At 57.8% G+C, this 15,892-nt stretch carries 15 protein-coding genes; 11 read left to right on the top strand and 4 right to left on the bottom strand.

Going from position 1 to position 15,892, the window contains the following annotated elements:
• Positions 1-201 precede the first annotated feature (201 nt).
• The 5 genes from EDC23_RS04750 (at position 202) to EDC23_RS04730 (ending at position 4,901) form a co-directional block, all read left to right on the top strand.
• Positions 202-873, top strand: coding sequence for a nitroreductase (locus tag EDC23_RS04750; RefSeq protein ID WP_208321280.1), 672 nt, complete (start codon positions 202-204; stop codon positions 871-873).
• A gap of 127 nt (positions 874-1,000) precedes the next feature.
• Positions 1,001-1,456 carry a hypothetical protein gene (locus EDC23_RS04745; RefSeq protein ID WP_208321308.1) on the top strand — a complete coding sequence of 152 codons (456 nt, stop codon included), beginning with the start codon at positions 1,001-1,003 and terminating at the stop codon, positions 1,454-1,456.
• A 680-nt stretch (positions 1,457-2,136) separates the two neighbouring features.
• Entirely contained in the window at positions 2,137-4,011 is a 1,875-nt protein-coding gene (locus EDC23_RS04740; RefSeq protein WP_243830716.1) for a sodium:solute symporter family protein, read from the top strand.
• An 85-nt stretch (positions 4,012-4,096) separates the two neighbouring features.
• A complete protein-coding gene (locus tag EDC23_RS04735; protein ID WP_134081699.1) occupies positions 4,097-4,330 on the top strand; it encodes a hypothetical protein in 234 nt (77 codons plus the stop codon).
• On the top strand, positions 4,323-4,901 hold the full coding sequence (locus EDC23_RS04730) for a tetratricopeptide repeat protein (protein ID WP_134081697.1): 579 nt from the start codon (positions 4,323-4,325) through the stop codon (positions 4,899-4,901). Before EDC23_RS04735 ends, EDC23_RS04730 begins: the two co-directional genes overlap by 8 nt.
• Before the next feature lie 3 nt (positions 4,902-4,904).
• On the opposite strand, the gene EDC23_RS14080 is transcribed toward EDC23_RS04730, so the two are convergent.
• Positions 4,905-5,069 carry a hypothetical protein gene (locus EDC23_RS14080; protein WP_166668769.1) on the bottom strand — a complete coding sequence of 55 codons (165 nt, stop codon included), beginning with the start codon at positions 5,067-5,069 and terminating at the stop codon, positions 4,905-4,907.
• A gap of 252 nt (positions 5,070-5,321) precedes the next feature.
• On the bottom strand, positions 5,322-5,738 hold the full coding sequence (locus EDC23_RS04725) for a hypothetical protein (RefSeq protein WP_134081695.1): 417 nt from the start codon (positions 5,736-5,738) through the stop codon (positions 5,322-5,324).
• A 68-nt stretch (positions 5,739-5,806) separates the two neighbouring features.
• Here EDC23_RS04725 and EDC23_RS04720 point away from each other — a divergent pair, with 68 nt between their 5' ends.
• From EDC23_RS04720 to EDC23_RS04695, 6 genes are all read left to right on the top strand, one after another.
• Positions 5,807-7,681 (top strand): DUF294 nucleotidyltransferase-like domain-containing protein, encoded by a 1,875-nt coding sequence (locus EDC23_RS04720; protein WP_134081693.1) that lies wholly within the window; start codon positions 5,807-5,809, stop codon positions 7,679-7,681.
• Between the two features lie 2 nt (positions 7,682-7,683).
• Positions 7,684-8,388 carry a 3'-5' exonuclease gene (locus EDC23_RS04715; protein WP_134081691.1) on the top strand — a complete coding sequence of 235 codons (705 nt, stop codon included), beginning with the start codon at positions 7,684-7,686 and terminating at the stop codon, positions 8,386-8,388.
• Positions 8,389-8,448: 60 nt separating this feature from the next.
• The gene (locus EDC23_RS04710; RefSeq protein WP_134081689.1) at positions 8,449-8,745 is read left to right on the top strand and encodes a hypothetical protein; all 297 of its coding nucleotides are present in this window, start codon (positions 8,449-8,451) and stop codon (positions 8,743-8,745) included.
• A 44-nt stretch (positions 8,746-8,789) separates the two neighbouring features.
• Positions 8,790-10,742: an acetate--CoA ligase gene (gene acs / locus EDC23_RS04705; protein ID WP_134081687.1), complete on the top strand. Its 1,953-nt coding sequence runs from the start codon at positions 8,790-8,792 to the stop codon at positions 10,740-10,742.
• Positions 10,743-10,858: 116 nt separating this feature from the next.
• Positions 10,859-11,875 carry a Vgb family protein gene (locus EDC23_RS04700; protein WP_134081685.1) on the top strand — a complete coding sequence of 339 codons (1,017 nt, stop codon included), beginning with the start codon at positions 10,859-10,861 and terminating at the stop codon, positions 11,873-11,875.
• On the top strand, positions 11,872-13,218 hold the full coding sequence (locus EDC23_RS04695) for a YihY/virulence factor BrkB family protein (protein WP_134081683.1): 1,347 nt from the start codon (positions 11,872-11,874) through the stop codon (positions 13,216-13,218). The genes EDC23_RS04700 and EDC23_RS04695 overlap by 4 nt, the downstream gene beginning before the upstream one ends.
• Positions 13,219-13,412: 194 nt before the next feature.
• On the opposite strand, the gene pnp is transcribed toward EDC23_RS04695, so the two are convergent.
• Together pnp and rpsO are read right to left on the bottom strand one after the other, a co-directional pair.
• Entirely contained in the window at positions 13,413-15,497 is a 2,085-nt protein-coding gene (gene pnp / locus EDC23_RS04690) for a polyribonucleotide nucleotidyltransferase (protein WP_134081681.1), read from the bottom strand.
• A gap of 23 nt (positions 15,498-15,520) precedes the next feature.
• Positions 15,521-15,790: a 30S ribosomal protein S15 gene (gene rpsO / locus EDC23_RS04685; protein ID WP_134081679.1), complete on the bottom strand. Its 270-nt coding sequence runs from the start codon at positions 15,788-15,790 to the stop codon at positions 15,521-15,523.
• Between the last annotated feature and the right edge of the window lie 102 nt (positions 15,791-15,892).

Genomic DNA, 15,892 nt, shown 5'->3' with positions numbered 1-15,892 from the left:
CGCGGAGTTCGCGGAGGCGCAGAGACGCAGAGATTTAAAATCTGTTTCTTGTGTGTCAGCGCAGGAGTGCGAAATCCTGGAGTACACAATTTCAATACTCGCGACGAACAGAAAATTTTATCTTCTCCGCGCCTTTGCGCCTCCGCGTCCTCTGCGTTAATTTACCGATAATCATTTTTACTCGAATCTGGTATCTGTGACATGTCTGTGACCGTTTATGAAGCCATTCACCAAAGGCGCTCGACCCGTGCCTTTGTTGATAAACCGGTGGCACGCGAAACGCTCGAGGCGATTCTGGAAACGGCGCGCTGGGCACCTTCCGGCGTCAATACCCAGCCCTGGCAGGTCTGCGTGTTACAGGGTAAAACCAAACAGCGCCTGGGCCGGGCTATCATCGATGCTCGCGAACGTGGTCAGGAAGCGACCCCCGATTACCAGTATTACCCGCGCGAATGGGTCTCGCCTTACAAGGAACGGCGTAAAGCCTGCGGGCTGGCGCTGTATCAGGCACTGGAAATTGGCCGCGAGGATCACGACAAACAGAAAGCCGCCTGGTATCGCAACTACCGTTTTTTCGATGCCCCCGTCGGCCTGCTGTTTCTGATCGATGCCCGGCTGGAAAAGGGATCCTGGCTGGATATGGGAATGTTCATCCAGAACGTGATGATCGCCGCCAAAGGTTTGGGCCTGGACACCTGTCCCCAGGCCTCGCTGGCCGAATACCCGGACATCGTCCGCCAGCAGCTCGATCTCCCGGCCGGTTTACAGGTCGTCTGCGGCATGGCCCTGGGCTACGCCGATCCGGATCATCCGATCAATCAGTACCGGCTGGAACGTCTCGAGGTCGATGAGTTTACGCGCTGGTATGAGTGAATCGCTTCCCGGGACCGGTAAGCGGAACTAAAGACCGTTGTTCCACCCTGCCCCGTTATCAACAGTTGGCATAAAAAAAATTCAAGATGTTAAACTCCGTGTTCAATCTGCCGCTAAGTTCAAGATGATGTCTCAACAGTCCCCCACTTACCTGGAAGAATTTCGTGGCAGCTTCACCAGCATGCTGCGCTGGCCGCAACTGGAGCAGCTCTGGCAAACACTGCGTGAGCAGGAGAAGGCCTGGTATATCTATGCCGTCGGCGAACCCCCGCCGGAGCAACCCGCCAATGCCCGCGAGCTCGATACTTTCATCACGGAAATCGACAAATTGTTACGCACCGAACATGACGAGGATTACTGCGGTATCGTCTATGCCGACAAGCGGGACGATCCGAGCTTCATTAAAATCTACGATCCCAACAACCTCGGCGTTTCCTGCGGCTTCAGTACCAATCCGCCTCTGCCCGGCTGGGTGCTGTCGCTGAGCAAACCGGTTGATCTCAAGGCCGCCATGCCACCGCCGGGTAATCGGCGCCGCTGGTGGCAAACCCTGTTCAAACCCCGTCAGAACCCGGCCAGCTGAACCGGCAATCCGGCTACCGGACTGATAGAGCAGGCCCTGGCCCTGAACCGGTGTCACGAACCCCGATCACCTGAACCTTCTTTCATCAGATCGGTTCCGGGCCTTCCCCGGACACACGCCCGCGAAGACCGCCCTGTCGGTTCGACAGTGACCTTGCGACGAAACTCATCGACAACGTGTTCCCGAGATTGTCGAGCGACGTCATCCATATGGCGTCGTACACCACTCAACCCCTTCCGCTTCTCTGGCTGACGCGCGCGGAAGGCCCGCCGGCATCACGCTGCCTGAATCGTTATTCAATACTTGTTCCGCGAAACTTCAGGACGTCAAGCCGGCTTCCGCGACAGTGCCGTACACAGCGATGCCCCGACCCGTTCAACGCCACATACAATAAATCAGAATTTTATAATTTTATAAATTACCATCCATTCTGCGAATTGCACTTGGGGATTGCGAAATAACTGCTAATGTTGAATCATGCAATATGGCTTTTACTTTTGCCCCAGGGAAGTGCATAGTTAAAGCGCAAAATTCTGGACTGCAACGGTCCTTCAACAACAACAATCCACTATACCTAACACTCAAGGGGGTAACGTAATATGGAGGCGAAAACTATTTGGCTATTCATATTCGTTGCACTGTACTGGGGTTACTGCATTTTCTGGGGTATCAGAGGTGCAATGACCGCCAAAACCGCGTCGGACTACTTCATCGCAGGACGAAGTATTTCGTTGTGGGTTTTTGTACTGGCTGCAACGGCAACATCCTTCTCCGGCTGGACATTCATGGGCCACCCCGGACTGTTGTATCGCGACGGGTTCCAGTATGCCTATGCTTCGTTCTATGCCATCACCATTCCCTTCACCGGTGTGCTGTTCCTCAAGCGGCAATGGATCCTGGGCAAGCGCTTTGGCTTCGTTACGCCGGGTGAGATGTTCGCCAACTATTTCAAGACCGATTCAATCCGGCTGCTTGTCGTCCTGGTCGCACTGATCTTCTCGGTCCCCTACCTGGGGCTGCAGCTGCGTGCGTCCGGCTTCCTGTTCAACGTGCTGACTGACGGCATGCTCGGGGTTGAGGTCGGCATGTGGCTGTTGTCCGCGGTGGTACTGATTTACGTCGCCTCCGGCGGGCTGCGCGCGGTAGCCTATGTGGATACCCTGCAGGCCATCATGCTGGCAGTGGGGATCGTCGCCATTGGTATTATTGCGCTCAATTATGTCGGCGGCTGGGATCGGCTCAACGATGGTATCGCGGCCCTGTCGCAGTTCGACGAGAACCGGACACCGGCCGGCTACAGTCACTACATTGCGATTCCCGGCGTGATCCAGTTTGTCTCCGGACTCGGAGTGGAAAATCCGGTCGGCGGCGCCTGGACCGCGATTATGGTGCTGACCTACATGTTCGCCCTGATGGGGATCCAGTCCTCGCCGGCGTTCTCCATGTGGGCCTTCTCCAACCACAATCCGAAACCGTTCGCCCCGCAACAGGTGTGGGCCTCGGCCTTCGGGATCGGGATCATCCTGATGGTCTTCACCGCCATTCAGGGGCTGGGGGGCCACTTCCTGGGGGCCGACACGGCCTTCCTGGCGGCCCATCCGGAGCTGGTCAATAACGCCATGGCCGAAGGCCTGCACGGCGTGGACCTGATGGAATCGGAAGGCAAACAGGGCATGCTGGTACCCCAGTATATTTACCTGCTGGGTGAAGCGACGCCCTGGTTTGCCGGTCTGCTGGCGGTCTGTGCCCTGGCGGCCATGCAGTCCACCGGCGCGGCCTATATGTCCACCGCCGGCGGCATGCTGACCCGGGATCTGCTCAAGCGTTATGTGCTGCCCCGGGCCACTCACGTCCAGCAGAAACTGTGGGGCCGGATCGGCGTCGCCATCATCGTGTTTGCCGCACTGATGGTCGCCACCACCGCGACCGACGCCCTGGTGTTACTGGGCGGCCTGGCGGTGGCCTACGGCTTCCAGATGTGGCCGGCGCTGATGGCGGTTTGCTACTTCCCGTGGCTGACCCGCCAGGGTATCGTGCTGGGCCTGATTGCCGGTCTCATCGCCGTGACCCTGACCGAGAAAATCGGCGCGGATCTGATGCCCTGGGGCCGCTGGCCGTGGACCATCCACTCCGCCGGCTGGGGAATCATCTTCAACCTGGGCATTGCCGTCATCGTCTCCTTCTTCACCCAGAACAAGGCGGACCATGACCACAAGATGACCTACCACAGCTTCTTGCGAAGCCATGCCAGTGTACCGGCCGCGAAGAAGAAACTGGTCCCGACCGCCTGGATCATCACCCTGGTGTGGTTCTTCTTCGGTATCGGTCCGGGTGCGGTCATCGGCAACACCCTCTTCGGCAACCCGAATGACCCCAGCACCTGGCTGTTTGGCATGCCCTCTATCTGGACCTGGCAACTGCTGTGGTGGGCACTGGGTGTGTTCATGATGTGGTTCCTGGCCTACAAGATGGAAATGTCGACGGTCCCCGAACGGGAAGTCGAAGTCCTGCATGAAGACATCGGCGATGTTCACCTGGATGTGGATAAACCGTAAACTTCATAACAGGTAAAGGATAAAGGGAGGGCTTTCTAGCCCTCCCTTTTCTTTCCCCTTCCCGATTTTTATAATACGATACCGTATGCTTTATTTTATTATTTCAGTACTGGTACTTGCCGGGCTGCTGTTTATCCCCGTCAGCAAACTGATCTGGGTGTTCAGCGTACGACGCCTGCAACGCAAGACCAAAACCGAATTAACCCAGGCGGAGATCGACGGGCAGCTCAATCGCGCCCGCTTTCTCAGCATTTTTCTCTGCCTGATATTTTCTTTCCTGTTTAATCTGCAAATCACGGGGCTGCCTGCCAATGGATGATCCGGTCTATCGAACACTCAAGGCACTCGCCATCGGCCTGGGACTGCTCTGGCTGGGCTGGATGGTCTATGAAGGTCTGGCACGGGAACATGTTCCCGGCCAGAAAGCCTACGAGGCGGCCAACCGCCACTTCGAGGATGGTCGCTTTGAGGAAGCCATTAAAGTGTATGATCAGGCCCTGGAGGAAAACAGCGAGTTGCTGCCGGCCCTGCGCGGCAAGGCGCGCAGTCTGATGCAGATCGAACGCTACGATAGAGCACTTTCGCTGTTCAATCAGGCAATTGAAGGCGATCCCGAGTTTGCCCCGACCTACGCCAACCGCGGCATTCTCAATGACCGGATGGGACGCTTCGAAGAGGCGATCAAGGATTATGAAAAGGCCCTTGAACTGATGCCGGAACTGGCGGAAGGGCCAAACTGGATCACCCGTTTTTTAAGGCTGCAGCCGGAGAAACCACCGACCATCGATGATCGGGTCCGCTATCTGAAAGAACAGCTGGCACTACCGGAAGAAGAGCGCAAGTTGCGTGATCCCGAAAAGGATGAACAGCAGCGCAGTTACAAGATGTAAGGCTCAGACAACGCCGATAATATCGACCAGTAATACCCGGATGCAGAACAGCAGGGCGATGGAGCCGAACAGCAGATGGCCGATCTCCGTCTCCCCGCTTTCATCCCGGTAAGTCAGGCCGTGATAGGCAATCAATCCGGTAATCAGGACAAAGAACCAGTCAAGCATAAACACTTCTCCGAACACTTATTATTATCAGTCTGCAGATACAACAATACACCGTTCCCGCCCGTGATGATAGCGTTTGCTGTCCAGTGGTGCTGTGAGCTCAGCCGTCTCGCCCTGCCCTTTCTTTCGGGCTCCGACCAGAAGCAGGACCACCGAACACGCCGAACAACTCAGTCACGGGAAAGTTTTTTTCGCCGCATTCAGTCTCTCACCGGGGATATCAACACCTGTCACACACGACAGGCACAGGCCTTAATAACAGGGCGGGAAGTAGCACTGCGCGCCGAACAGCATCCATTCAGGGGAGTGACTGGCGAGGACGATGAGAAACAACAGCAGCAAAACCAGGCCTGAAAACAGACGCAGGCCGCGGCGCAAGCCGGATCGAGCGGTCGGCGACAACATCGTCTCCGTCGTGGTCTCATCAGGTGTTTGCTGCTGCGCCTTTTTTAACACATCCCGTGCGTAATGCCGAACCCAGAATGGTACTTCCTCGCGGAACATATAACGGGCAAAGTCCTCGTCCAGCTTTTCGGGGCGGGCATGTTCGCCATACCAGGCATAATAGGCCAGTTCAAACAGCCTGAATTCACTGATATCCAGCATCCCGACGGCGTCCAGCAGCACCTGCCGATCCGGTGGAAGCGGTTTGTCGGGGAAAAGAAACATGCGGGTACCTGTGGCGCAGGTTTGGTCATGTCCCGTGAGTATAGTATATTCGGTTAAAATGATCGGTGATGGACTGCATGGGCGATCCGGCAAAAACACAACTGAGTACATTGCCATTGCTGCGCGATTTGCCCGACGCGGACCGGGCCGCCCTGCAAGCCATTGGCAACCGGTACCGGCTCGAGGGTGACACAACCCTGTTCCGGGAAGGCGATAACTATCCGGGCAGACTCTATTTGCTGATCGAGGGGCAGATCGAAATTCGTCGTCAGGATGGCCTGCAATTTGAAGCCGCCCCCGGCGAATTGCTCGGTCTTTCCAACTACCTCGACAAAAGCCCCTATCACTCCACCGCCACCGCTCTCACCCCGGTGGAATTGCTGGAGATTCCGGATGCGGCTCTGAAGCAACTGGAAAGCAGCCACCCGGCCATTGCCGATCTGATCAGCCGGACTATTGCCGAGCGCATTCGGACGCGTTCCTGGCGTACTCAGGTCGAACAGGGGCCGCTCGCCCAACCGGTGCGAACCATCATGAAATCTCCGCTGTCGACCTGTCACACCGGCCTGAGCCTGCGCGAAGCCTTTCTCGTCATGCAGGAGCGCAAAATCGGCAGTCTGGGCGTGCTGGACAACAATGACGAGCTGTTCGGTGTACTGACCTATGCCGGCCTGGCCGAGGCCCTCGCGCTGAAAGGCGCCGGTCCCGGGCACCCGCTGGACAAGGCCGCCTGCGATACCCCGCGCACCATTGCCGCCACGGCACCTGTCTGGCAGGCCCATGATCTGCTCTCGAGTTACAACACCAAGTATTTGATCGTGACCGAAGAGACGCGCCCGGTCGGTCTGGTCTCCCAGACCGATCTGCTGCGTTCGCTGATCAACGCAGACAACAGTCTGCTCGAGCGCATTGATCAATCCCGGACACTGGATGAATGCCGCCAGCACTATGACAATCTGTATCAATACGCCAGCCAGTGTCAGCAGACCAACCGTTACGCCAGCCAGGCCGTGCGCCTGTTAAGTCATGCCCATCTACGCCTGCAACGGCGGGTCGTGGAACTGACCCTGGACGAGATGGCGAGCGAACACGGTCCACCGCCGTGTCGGTATGCCCTGCTGATTATGGGTTCCGGCGGCCGGCAGGAGATGCTGCTCAATCCGGATCAGGACAATGGCCTGATCATCGACGATCGGGATGGGACACCCGATGCCGCGACGCTCAAATGGTTTGAACACTTCGCCGAAAAGCTCAATCCCAACCTGGATCAGGCCGGCTACATTCTCTGTCCCGGCGATATCATGGCGCGCAACCCGATGTTTCGCAAAACGCTTTCCCAGTGGCAACAGCAATTCACCCATCTGGTTAACAAACCCAATCTCAAGGGCGCCGTCTGGTCCAATATCGTATTTGATTTTGACACCCTGTACGGCGATGACAGCCTCACCTATACCCTGCGCAGTCATCTGTTAAATGCGCTACAGGACAATACCCGATTGCTGGATTACATGGTCGAACACGATGCCGAAGGCAAGCCCGCCATCGGACTGTTCAACCGCCTGGTAACCTCGGACACGGAGCAGGACAGGGGCAGTATCGATATCAAACGCAACGGCCTGCGGATCATCGCCGATGCCGCCCGGGTCTATGCCCTGGCCAACGGGATCACGCAATGCAATACCCTCGATCGGCTCAAGGCGCTGGTACACCGCGGCGTGCTCAGTGCCGATCTGGTGGATGCCGTCAGCTTCGCTTACGAGGAGCTGCTGGACATGATTCTGCAAAACCAGATCCGGCAGAAACGAACGCAGCAGCCGCTGGATAAACGCATTTACCCCGAGCAACTCACCGACCAGGTGCGCTCCATGCTGCGCATGTCCATGCGCGCCATCAAACGCCTGCAGGACCGCCTGCAGGGTCAGTTCGGGCGTGCCGCGTTCTAGACATGGCCACGCCCTCGCTACTGCAGAGCCTGTATCGCAAACTCTTCGACCAGCGTGGCCCGCCGGCCGATCCCCGTTTGCGTCGACTGTGGGACGCCTGTCGTCTCACCACCCGCCGTTCGCTGCTGAATACCCCCGTCAACCAGTGCCGGTTTATAGTGATGGATACGGAAACCACCGGCTTTCATGCCTATGCCGGGGATGAAATTGTCTCCATCGCCCTGCTCGAATATGACGGCTTGCGGCCCACCGGCCGGGAGTATTATCAGCTGATCAATCCGCAACGTCCGATTCCGGATGAATCGCAGCGGATTCACGGTATCAGTGACACGGATGTCAAAAATGCCCCCACTCTCCGGCAGGCCCTGCCCGAGATTATCGAGTTCCTGCAGGACAGTGTGCTGGTGGGACATCATTTGCAATTCGACCTGCGCTTTCTCAACCGCACGCTGCACGCATGGCTGGGGTGCAAGCTCCGCCACCCCACCCTGGATACCATGCTGATGTTCCAGGCCTGGAGCGGGCGCCTGGGCCACTACGAACTGGAACAGGTGGCGCGGGCCTGCCATATCGAGGTCCGGCAACGGCATACGGCCCGGGGCGACGCGCGTACCGCCGCCGGCATTTTCGAGGTGCTGGCCGGGCGCCTGGTCGATCCCAAATCGCCGGTAAAATCGCTTATCAATCAGCAGGTTAACGACGAGTGATCGGCCCGGTGCGGAACCGAAATGCTTGAAGCGCCGCATCAGTCCTGTTAAAAAGAGTGCATGACAACGTCACTTGCCGAGACCCTGTTACACCATCCCCTGAGCCGTCGTATCGGCTGGGTGCTGTACGCCATCGTGTTCTATATGGCTGGCGAGAATTTCGTCATCTGGCTGCTGGAGCCGCACAATTTCACCGGCGGCGCCCGCTGGCTGGGCGTGGCGGCTTTCCCGGTATTGTTGATTGGCTTCTTTTTCATTCAGCGCCATCTGGGCTGCGCCAGCGGCCACTGCCCGGTGGACGGAACCAGCACCAGGCGGTCGAAAGACAATACCTACCAGCCACCCCCGGGAATATAAGACAACCGACTTTAGTTCGAATAACAATTATCAGGAGTCACGCCATGTCCCAAGAGAAGATATATGACATTCCCGCTGATTTCGCCGCTCGGGCCAACATCAGCGAGGCCGATTACCAGGCCATGTATCAACGTTCCATTGACGATCCGGAAGGCTTTTGGGCGGAACAGGCGGAAAAGTTTCTCAGCTGGTACAAACCCTGGGACAGGGTACTGGACTGGAGTTATGACGCCGACAACCTGTATATCAAATGGTTTGAAGGCGGCAAACTGAACGTCGCCTACAACTGTATCGATCGGCATCTTGAGCAACGTGGTGATCAGACCGCAATCATCTGGGAAGGCGACGATCCGAATGATGCCAAACACATCACCTATCGGGAACTGCACGAACAGGTCTCAAAACTCGCCAACGTACTGAAAGAGCGCGGTATCAACAAAGGCGATCGGGTTTGTATCTACATGCCCATGATTCCCGAGGCCTGCTATGCGATGCTGGCCTGTGCCCGTATCGGTGCAGTCCACTCTGTCGTGTTCGGCGGCTTCTCCCCCGAATCGCTCAAGGATCGGATTCTGGACTCGGACTGCCGGGTGGTGATTACGGCCGACGAAGGCGTGCGCGGCGGCAAGCATGTGCCGCTCAAGGCGAATACCGACAAGGCGCTGGAAGCGTGCCCCAACGTGCACACGGTACTGACTGTACAGCGTACCGGCGGCAAGACACAGTGGCACGAGAAGCGGGACATCTGGTACCACGAAGCGGTGGCCAACGCCTCCGCCGACTGCCCGCCCGAGGAGATGGATGCCGAGGATCCGCTGTTCATTCTCTATACCTCCGGCTCCACCGGCAAACCCAAGGGGGTGTTGCACACCACCGGCGGCTATCTGCTGTATGCCGCCATCACCACCCAATACACCTTCGATCTGCACGAAGGCGATATCTACTGGTGCTCGGCCGATGTCGGCTGGGTCACCGGCCACAGTTACCTTGTATACGGCCCGCTGGCCAACGGCACCACCACCCTCTCTTTCGAGGGCGTGCCCACCTATCCCGATGCCTCCCGCTTCTGGCAGGTGATCGACAAACACAAGGTGAGCGTGTTTTATACCGCTCCGACCGCCATCCGCGCCCTGATGCGCGAAGGCGACGAACCGGTCAAAAAGACCTCTCGTGACTCCCTGCGCCTACTGGGCACCGTGGGCGAACCCATCAACCCGGAAGCCTGGGAGTGGTACTACAACGTCGTCGGCGATGGCCGCTGCCCGATCGTCGATACCTGGTGGCAAACGGAAACCGGGGGGCACATGATTACCCCGCTGCCCGGAGCCACCCCGCTCAAACCCGGCTCCGCCACCCGCCCCTTCTTCGGCGTCAAACCCGGCATCATCGATACCGAGACCAACAAACTGGTCGAGGGCGACGGCGAAGCTACAGGGGCCCTGGTGATCACCCGACCGTGGCCCGGACAGATGCGCACGGTCTACGGCGATCATCAACGTTTCGTGGAGACCTATTTCAAGACTTATCCCGGTTACTACTTCAGCGGTGACGGCGCCCGGCGCGATGCCGACGGCTATTACTGGATCACCGGGCGCATGGACGATGTACTCAATATCTCCGGCCATCGCATGGGAACCGCCGAAGTGGAATCGGCGCTGGTCTTGCACGAGAAAGTCGCCGAGGCCGCGGTCGTCGGCTATCCCCATGACATCAAGGGCCAGGGGATCTATGCCTATGTCACTACCGTCAAGGGCGTGGAACCCAGCGATGAACTGAAGGCCGAACTGCTGGATCTGGTACGCCAGGAGATCGGCCCCATTGCCAAACCCGACATCATCCAGTGGGCACCGGGACTGCCCAAGACCCGCTCCGGCAAAATCATGCGCCGGATTCTGCGCAAGATTGCCGAAAACGATCTGGATAACCTGGGCGATACGTCCACCCTGGCCGATCCAGCCGTGGTGGACGATCTGATCGAGAATCGCGCGAATAAATAGCGACTCAAACTGCCCGGAAGGCAATGTGCCGATCCGGGCAGTCTCCGGGAAGATGCGTTCATGACAAAGCTTGTCGAATAGACTAGCCTTAGATCATCCAGTTCATGGGGTACCCGATGCACGCACGGCGATCGATTCTATTAACCTGTCTCTCGTTTCTGCTCCTGATCAGCCCGCCCGCGACAGCGGATACCGCCCTGCCGGATAAACTGAGCCTCAGTGAATGGGAAGTCCCCTGGGGCGGAAGGCCTCGGGATCCCTACGTGGCCCCGAACGGCCAGGTCTGGTTCTGCGGTCAGGATGGCAATTACATCGGACGCTTTGATCCCGAAACGGAAAGCTTCGAGCGTTTCGAGATCCATGACGGGACCCACCCCCACAATCTGATCGTCGATAGCGACGGCTTTATCTGGTATGCCGGTAACCGTAACGCCATGATCGGCAAACTCGATCCCGACAGCGGCGATATCACCCGCTTTCCCATGCCTGAAGCGATTGATGATCCGCATACACTGGTATTCAACAAGCAGGGCAATATCTGGTTTACCGCGCAGCACAGTAACATCATCGGCCATCTCAATACCCGCAGCGGCAAGGTACGATACATCAAGGTCGACACCCCGCGTGCCCGCCCTTATGGGATCAAGGTCGATCAGCATAATCGTCCCTGGATTGTGCTGCTGGGAACCAACAAGCTGGCCACGGTCGAGCCGGATGACTTTACCCTGAAGGAGATCACGATCCCCCGTGAAAGTGTTCGCCCCCGGCGCCTTGAAATCACCAGCGATGGCGCTATCTGGTTTGCCGATTATCGCAGCGGCTACCTCGGCCGCTATCAGCCCGAACAACAGGCATTTGACGAGTGGCTGATGCCGGGCGAGGAAGCAAGCCAGCCTTACGGTACGGCACTCGATGCGCAGGGGCGGATCTGGATCGCGTTAACCGGTGAGTACCCCAACCGGATAGTCGGTTTCGACACCCGCAAAGAAAAACCGGTCAGTGCCAGTACTGTACCCAGCGGTGGCTCGATCCGGCACATGTATTATCACCCCGACGGGGATGTCTTCTGGTTTGGCGTGGACAGCGGCTATCTGGTCAGAGCCCGTTATCAGGCTACAAGCGGGCTTCAATGAAATTACTCAATCAGGTACAGGAATATCTGTTCAATACGCTCTGGGAGATTGATCCGCAAAGCCTCTCCCCCTGGCCTCGACGCGGTATCGGCGCACTGCGGATCACCTATCTGATTGTCCGGGATCTGCTCGCCGGTGAACTCAATCTGCGCGCCATGAGCCTGGTCTACACAACCTTGCTGGCCCTGGTCCCGCTGCTGGCGGTCAGTTTTTCGGTGCTCAAGGGCTTCGGCGTTCATAATCAACTCGAACCCATTCTTCTGAACATGCTCTCGCCGCTGGGTGAGCGCGGCGCTGAAGTAACGGACCAGATTATCGGCTTTGTGGAGAACGTCAAGGCAGGCGTGCTGGGCTCGGTCGGGCTGGTCCTGCTGCTATATACTGTCATTTCACTAACCCAGAAAGTTGAACGCTCCTTTAACTACACCTGGCAGGTGAGTGAAAGTCGTTCCATGGCCCGACGTTTCAGTGATTACTTCAGTGTCATTCTGATCGGACCATTACTGATGTTCGCCGCCATCACCCTGACCGCTACCGTTAGCAGTAGCACGTTATACACCAACCTCGAACAAGCGGCATTTATCGGCTGGTTGTTAAAAAGCTTCAATCAGCTATTGCCCTACCTGCTGGTCATTCTCGCCTTTACCTTTATCTATGTTCTGGTACCCAACACCCGGGTGCGAGTCCGCTCGGCACTGGTCGGAGCCAGCGTGGCAGGTTTTCTGTGGCAGACGGTCGGCTGGGGCTTCGCCGAACTGGTCTCTTCCTCTCCCAGCGCCATTGCCATTTACTCCGCGTTCGCCACGCTGTTTTTATTTATTATCTGGCTGTATATCAGTTGGTTGATACTTTTGGTCGGTGCCAGTATCGCCTTTTACTACCAATACCCGGAACGTCGTTGGCGGGAATCCGTTCAATTGCGACTGAGTAACCGCCTCAAGGAGAAGCTGGCCCTGACCACCATGGTCGCAATTGGCCGCCGCTATTACCAGCAACAACTGGAGTGGACGTTGCCGGAGCTGGCAAAAAGCCTGAATATCGTTGAACAAAGTCTGCAGCCGATTATGGACAGACTGGTGGAGTCACAGCTCCTGATTCGTACCGAACACGATCCGCCCCGGTACGTGCCTGGACGGCCACCGAAGCAGATCGATCTGCAGGCCATCATCGGGTCGATCCGTGAGGCGGATGAGAACTTGATAATCAATCTCGGTCGTTTACCGCCGGATCCCCAGGTTGACCGCGTGTTTGACGATTATCAACAGGCTGCCGAGCAACAACTGTCACAGACCACTTTGCACAGTTTAATCAGCCAGGATAAAGCCGAACCGCCGGCCGTTTAACCCGAAAGCTACGGGCCCGACAGCGACAGGAAAGACGCAGAGAAAGATAAGTATATTATCGGGCCCGGGTGTTTGATTGTTTAATTATTCTCCGGCCTCTGTGACGCCGCGACCTCCGCGTTTACTCCAGTGCAACAGAGTATTGGCACAAAAAAAGGGCCCGAAGGCCCTTTTTTCGCAAGTGCCGGTCGCCCTTACTGGCCGACGGCTTTCATGCTCAGGCGGATGCGGCCCTGTTTGTCGATTTCCAGGACCTTGACCTTGACCAGCTCGCCTTCCTTGAGCTTGTCGCTGACGTTCTCGACCCGTTCCTCGCAGATCTGCGAGACGTGGACCAGACCGTCCTTGCCGGGCAGGATGGTGACGAAGGCGCCGAAGTCCATCAGCTTGGCTACCTTGCCTTCGTAGACCTTGCCCACTTCGACATCGGCGGTCAGCTGCTCGACCTGGCGGCGGGCCTCTTCGGCGGCCACCTGGTCGTTGGAGGCGATTTTGACCACCCCGTCATCGGTGATGTCGATGCTGGTGCCGGTCTCCTCGGTAATCGCCCGAATGGTCGCGCCGCCCTTGCCGATCACGTCGCGGATCTTGTCCGGGTTGATCTTCATGGTGATAAAGCGCGGCGCATAGCTGGAGAGCTCCTCACGCGGCTTGTCGAGCACGGCATTCATCTTGCCCAGGATGTGCAGACGGCCTTCTTTGGCCTGCTCCAGCGCGGCTTCCATGATTTCACGGGTGATGCCGTCGATCTTGATGTCCATCTGCAGGGCAGTGACACCGCCTTCGCTGCCGGCGACCTTGAAGTCCATGTCACCCAGGTGATCCTCGTCACCCAGAATATCGGTCAGCACGGCGAATTTGTTCTCTTCCTTGATCAGGCCCATGGCGATACCGGCCACCGGCGCCTTGAGCGGCACGCCGGCATCCATCATGGAGAGGCTGGACCCGCACACGGAGGCCATGGAGCTGGAACCGTTGGATTCAGTAATTTCGGAGACCACGCGCAGGGAATAGGGATACTCTTCCATATCCGGCATGACCCCAATAACCCCCCGCTTGGCGAGGCGGCCGTGGCCGACTTCGCGCCGTCCCGGGTTCCCGGTACGGCCGGTTTCACCCACGCAATAAGGCGGGAAGTTGTATTGCAACATGAACGGCTCGCGGTAGGTGCCTTCCAGCGCGTCGACGACCTGGGAGTCGCGATCGGTCCCCAGCGTGGTCACTACCAGTGCCTGGGTCTCGCCGCGGGTAAACAGGGCCGAACCGTGGGTGCGCGGCAACACGCCGGTTTTCACGGTGATATCGCGCACGGTACGGGTATCGCGCCCGTCGATCCGCGGCTCGCCATTGATAATCCGGCTGCGGACGACTTTCTTCTCCAGCTTGCCGATGGCGCCCTGGACGTCCGATTCGCTGTAACCGCCCTCTTCGTCGGAGACCAGTTTTTCGAGAATTTCGTTACGAATCTCGCCCAGCCGGGTGTAACGCGGCATCTTTTCCTTGATGGTATAGGCTTCGTTGAATTGGGCTTCGCCCGCGTCGGCGACCGCTTTGTGCAGTGCTTCATCCACGGCCGGCGGCTGCCAGTCCCAGGCGGGGGTGCCCACTTCAGCGGCAAATTCCTTGATCGCCTGGATTGCGGTCTGCATCTGTTCATGACCGTACATCACGGCCCCCAGCATCACCTCTTCGCTGAGCAGTTTGGCTTCGGATTCGACCATCAGCACGGCGTTTTCAGTGCCGGCGACAACCAGATCCAGCTCGGACGTTTCCAGCGCCTCGCTGCCCGGATTCAGCAAGTAGTTGCCGTCCTGGTAACCCACCCGGGCGGCGCCGATCGGACCATTGAACGGGACGCCGGAGATGGCCAGCGCGGCCGAGGTGCCCAGCAGGGAGACGATATCGGGAGCGGCATCCGGATCCAGGGAGAGGACCGTGGCAATAACCTGGACTTCGTTGGCAAAACCTTTGGGAAAGAGAGGGCGAATGGGGCGATCGATGAGGCGGCAGGTGAGGGTCTCGGCTTCCGACGGTCGTCCCTCTCGTTTGAGGAAGCCGCCCGGTATTCTGCCCACGGCGTAGGTCTTTTCCTGATAATTGACCGTGAGAGGGAAGAAGTCCCGCCCTTCAACGGCCTCTTTTTCGGCCACCACGGTCACCAGGACCACGGTCTCGCCCATACTGATCTTGACGGCACCGGTCGCCTGGCGGGCAATCTCGCCGGTTTCCAGGATTACGCTGTGATCACCGTATTTGAATTCTTTTTTAATAACTGCCATGAATAGTCCTTCTACCGGCGTGATTACTTGCGCAGACCCAGATTCGAAATCAGCTGACGATAACGTTCCAGATCCTTGTTCTTCAGATAGTCCAGCAGCTTGCGCCGCTTGCTGACCATGCGCAGCAGCCCCTGACGGGAATGGTGATCCTGCTTGTGGGTCTTGAAGTGGTCGGACAGCTCGGTAATCCGCGCCGTCAGCAAGGCAACCTGGACTTCCGCAGAACCGGTATCACCGGTAGAACGGGCATATTCGTTCACAATCGTGGACTTATGTTCGGCACTTAAGGCCATTCGCAAGCTCCTGTTATACAATCATTTTGCCTAAAAATCAGAGCGCGTATTCTACCCGCGCCCCGGTCAGTTGTACAAGTATTCGCGGACAAAAATGCCCGC

The sequence above is a fragment of the Thiohalophilus thiocyanatoxydans genome, assembly GCF_004366735.1.
GTDB classification, from domain to species: domain Bacteria; phylum Pseudomonadota; class Gammaproteobacteria; order UBA6429; family Thiohalophilaceae; genus Thiohalophilus; species Thiohalophilus thiocyanatoxydans.
The sequence above is the reverse complement of the archived record's forward strand: the minus strand, read 5'-3'. Positions and strand labels throughout refer to the sequence as shown.

Bases quoted from the DNA above. Each gene is read 5' to 3' on its own strand.
- acs (WP_134081687.1), top strand. From the start codon at position 8,790: ATGTCCCAAGAGAAGATATATGACATTCCCGCTGATTTCGCCGCTCGG.
- EDC23_RS04700 (WP_134081685.1), top strand. From the start codon at position 10,859: ATGCACGCACGGCGATCGATTCTATTAACCTGTCTCTCGTTTCTGCTC.
- EDC23_RS04740 (WP_243830716.1), top strand. From the start codon at position 2,137: ATGACCGCCAAAACCGCGTCGGACTACTTCATCGCAGGACGAAGTATT.
- EDC23_RS04725 (WP_134081695.1), bottom strand. From the start codon at position 5,738: ATGTTTCTTTTCCCCGACAAACCGCTTCCACCGGATCGGCAGGTGCTG.
- EDC23_RS04715 (WP_134081691.1), top strand. From the start codon at position 7,684: ATGGCCACGCCCTCGCTACTGCAGAGCCTGTATCGCAAACTCTTCGAC.
- EDC23_RS04710 (WP_134081689.1), top strand. From the start codon at position 8,449: ATGACAACGTCACTTGCCGAGACCCTGTTACACCATCCCCTGAGCCGT.
- EDC23_RS04735 (WP_134081699.1), top strand. From the start codon at position 4,097: ATGCTTTATTTTATTATTTCAGTACTGGTACTTGCCGGGCTGCTGTTT.
- EDC23_RS04720 (WP_134081693.1), top strand. From the start codon at position 5,807: ATGGACTGCATGGGCGATCCGGCAAAAACACAACTGAGTACATTGCCA.
- rpsO (WP_134081679.1), bottom strand. From the start codon at position 15,790: ATGGCCTTAAGTGCCGAACATAAGTCCACGATTGTGAACGAATATGCC.
- EDC23_RS04750 (WP_208321280.1), top strand. From the start codon at position 202: ATGTCTGTGACCGTTTATGAAGCCATTCACCAAAGGCGCTCGACCCGT.
- pnp (WP_134081681.1), bottom strand. From the start codon at position 15,497: ATGGCAGTTATTAAAAAAGAATTCAAATACGGTGATCACAGCGTAATC.
- EDC23_RS14080 (WP_166668769.1), bottom strand. From the start codon at position 5,069: ATGCTTGACTGGTTCTTTGTCCTGATTACCGGATTGATTGCCTATCAC.
- EDC23_RS04730 (WP_134081697.1), top strand. From the start codon at position 4,323: ATGGATGATCCGGTCTATCGAACACTCAAGGCACTCGCCATCGGCCTG.
- EDC23_RS04745 (WP_208321308.1), top strand. From the start codon at position 1,001: ATGTCTCAACAGTCCCCCACTTACCTGGAAGAATTTCGTGGCAGCTTC.
- EDC23_RS04695 (WP_134081683.1), top strand. From the start codon at position 11,872: ATGAAATTACTCAATCAGGTACAGGAATATCTGTTCAATACGCTCTGG.